3 protein-coding genes are annotated in these 2,335 nt (G+C 76.5%); 1 reads left to right on the top strand and 2 read right to left on the bottom strand.

The features are described 5' to 3' along the window. Positions 1-735: polysaccharide deacetylase family protein (locus N866_RS18215; RefSeq protein ID WP_034229385.1), on the top strand; the 735-nt coding region annotated here is incomplete at its 5' end. Positions 736-738: 3 nt separating this feature from the next. On the opposite strand, the gene N866_RS18210 is transcribed toward N866_RS18215, so the two are convergent. Together N866_RS18210 and N866_RS21670 are read right to left on the bottom strand one after the other, a co-directional pair. Next, positions 739-1,308 (bottom strand): GNAT family N-acetyltransferase, encoded by a 570-nt coding sequence (locus N866_RS18210; protein WP_052023248.1) that lies wholly within the window; start codon positions 1,306-1,308, stop codon positions 739-741. Between the two features lie 11 nt (positions 1,309-1,319). Then, the coding region (locus N866_RS21670; RefSeq protein WP_052023246.1) for a MinD/ParA family ATP-binding protein at positions 1,320-2,335 on the bottom strand (1,016 nt) is incomplete at its 5' end.

Raw genomic sequence — 2,335 nt, 5'->3', positions numbered from 1 at the left:
TCCCCGCCGCCTGCTCCGACGGCGGCACCGCCCCCGCCTCCTCCTCCGCCCGCGCCTCCCCCGCCTCCCGCGCCCCCGCCGGCCGCGTCGTGCGTCGTGCCGGCCGCCCTGCGGGGCGTGGACTGGGAGCGCATCCCGACGACGCGGGCCGTCGTCGCCCTGACGTTCGACGGCGGCTCGAGCGACGCGGGCGTCGCGAGCATCCTGGCGACCCTGCGCGCCGAGGGCGTACCGGCGACGTTCTTCGTCACGGGCGACTTCGCACGGCGGTACCCGTCGCAGGTGGCCGCGATGTCGGCCGCCGGTCACCGGATGGGCAACCACAGCGACGCGCACGACCACTACCCGCTGCTGACGAACGCGCAGATCGCCGCCGACCTCGCCGCGGCGGAGGGCGCCATCCGGACCGCCGGCGGGCGCGCGGCGTGCCCCCTGTTCCGCTTCCCCTACGGCGACCGGACCGCGGCGGACGTCGCCGCCGTCAACGACGCCGGCTACGTGCCGGTCCGCTGGACGGTCGACTCGCTCGGCTGGACCGGGACCTCCCGGATGACGGTGCAGCGCGTCGTGGACCGCGTCCTGGCCGCCGCCACCCCCGGCGCCGTCGTCCTCCTGCACGTCGGCGCGAACCCGGACGACGGCACGACGTTCGACGCCGACGCCCTGCCCGCGATCATCGCCGGCCTGCGCGAGCGCGGGTACTCCTTCGTCACGCTGGACCGGCTGCTCGGCTGACCGTCAGTCCTCGAGCCGGACGGGCCGCGACATCGTCAGGAGCGTGAGGCCCTCCCGCAGGGGGCGGCCGATCTCCGCCGTCGCCCCGAACGGCTCCGACTCGCCGGTCAGGACGAAGTCCCGGCGCTCGTACCAGGCGATGAGCTCGTGGCGCTGGTCGAGGACGCTCAGCCGCAGGTCCGGCACACCCCAGGCGCGCGCCCACAGGGACGCGGCGTCGAGCACCCGGCGGCCGATCCCCTGCCCCTGATGGCCCGGCCGGACCGCGAACATGCCCAGGTAGGCGTGCCCGTCGTGCCGGGTCAGGTGGCAGCAGGCGAGCGCGCCCTCGTCGTCCTCCGCGAGGAGCACGAGGCTGTCGGGCGCCTCGACGAGAGCCCGGACCGTGTCCGCGTCCGTCCGGCTCCCCGCGACGAGGCCCACCTCCGTCGTCCACCCCTCGTGGCTCTCCTCGCCCCGGTAGGCGGCGTGGACGAGCGCGGCGACGGCCTCCGCGTCGTCGACGGTCGCGGCACGGACCGGCTGGCCGTCCGGGTGGACGACCAGCGCCTCCGGCGGCCCGGACCTCGTCATGACCGGACCGCTCACAACCCGTCCGCGACCGCGGCGGCGACGTGCAGCCAGGCCTCCCGGGTCTGGCGGGAGAGGGCGTCGACGTCCAGCGGCCCGCCCGAGACGAGGGACGGGTCGTACGGGACGTCGAGCACGACCCGGGTGAGCCGGCCGAAGTGGTCGTGCAGCCGCTGGTGCAGGGCGGCGTCGCGACGCGTGGCCGGGTCGGACAGGACGGTGACGGCGCGCCGCACGACGTCCTCCTTGCCCGCGGCCCGCAGCGCGTCCAGCGCCCAGGCGGCGGACTGCGAGGTGTCCTCGCGGACGGTCGAGACGACGACGACCTGGTCGGCCGCCTCGATGGCCGCCTGCCAGTTCGAGGCGCGCATGTTGTTGCCCGTGTCGACGACCATCACGCGGTAGAACCGCTGGAGGGTGCGGTGCAGGGATCGGAACGCGAAGGCGTCGATCGACGCGGCCGACGCCGCGTCCTCGTCCGAGGCGAGCACGTCGAACTGCGCGGACTGGGAGCGCACGTACGCGTCGAGGTCGCCGACCCGCGCCGAGGTCGGGTCCTCGAACCGGTGCAGGTCGTCCAGCAGGTCGACGGCCGTGCGCTGGTGGGCGCCGTGCTCGGACCGCCAGCCGAGCGTGCCGCGCGTCTCGTTGTTGTCCCAGGCGAGGGCGGAGCCCCCTCGGTGGCTGCCGAACGTGGCCGCCAGGAGCAGCGTCGCCGTCGTCTTGTGCGCCCCGCCCTTGGGGTTGATGACGACGACCGTCCGGGGCCCGTCGAGACGGCGCTGCACCGCGGCGACCGACTCCCGGACCTGCTGCTCCTCCGGGCCGGGAGGCAGGCTGAGCAGACCCCCCGACGCCCGGCGGACGACGGCGCGCCAGCCGAGCTCCGCGGGCCCGCTCGCCGGACGGGGGCGCGAGGCGAGGAGGTCGTCGAGCGTGGGCAGGCCGTCGGCCCGGCCCGGACCGTCGGCGGGGCGGACCCTGCCGACCGGGGGGACGAGCGGGAGCTCCGGAAGGCGGGCGTCCGCGG

The organism is Actinotalea ferrariae CF5-4 (assembly GCF_000603945.1).
Lineage (GTDB): Bacteria > Actinomycetota > Actinomycetes > Actinomycetales > Cellulomonadaceae > Actinotalea > Actinotalea ferrariae.
The sequence above is the reverse complement of the archived record's forward strand: the minus strand, read 5'-3'. Positions and strand labels throughout refer to the sequence as shown.

Coding starts and splice junctions, on each gene's coding strand:
- N866_RS18210 (WP_052023248.1), bottom strand. CDS start 1,308: ATGACGAGGTCCGGGCCGCCGGAGGCGCTGGTCGTCCACCCGGACGGC.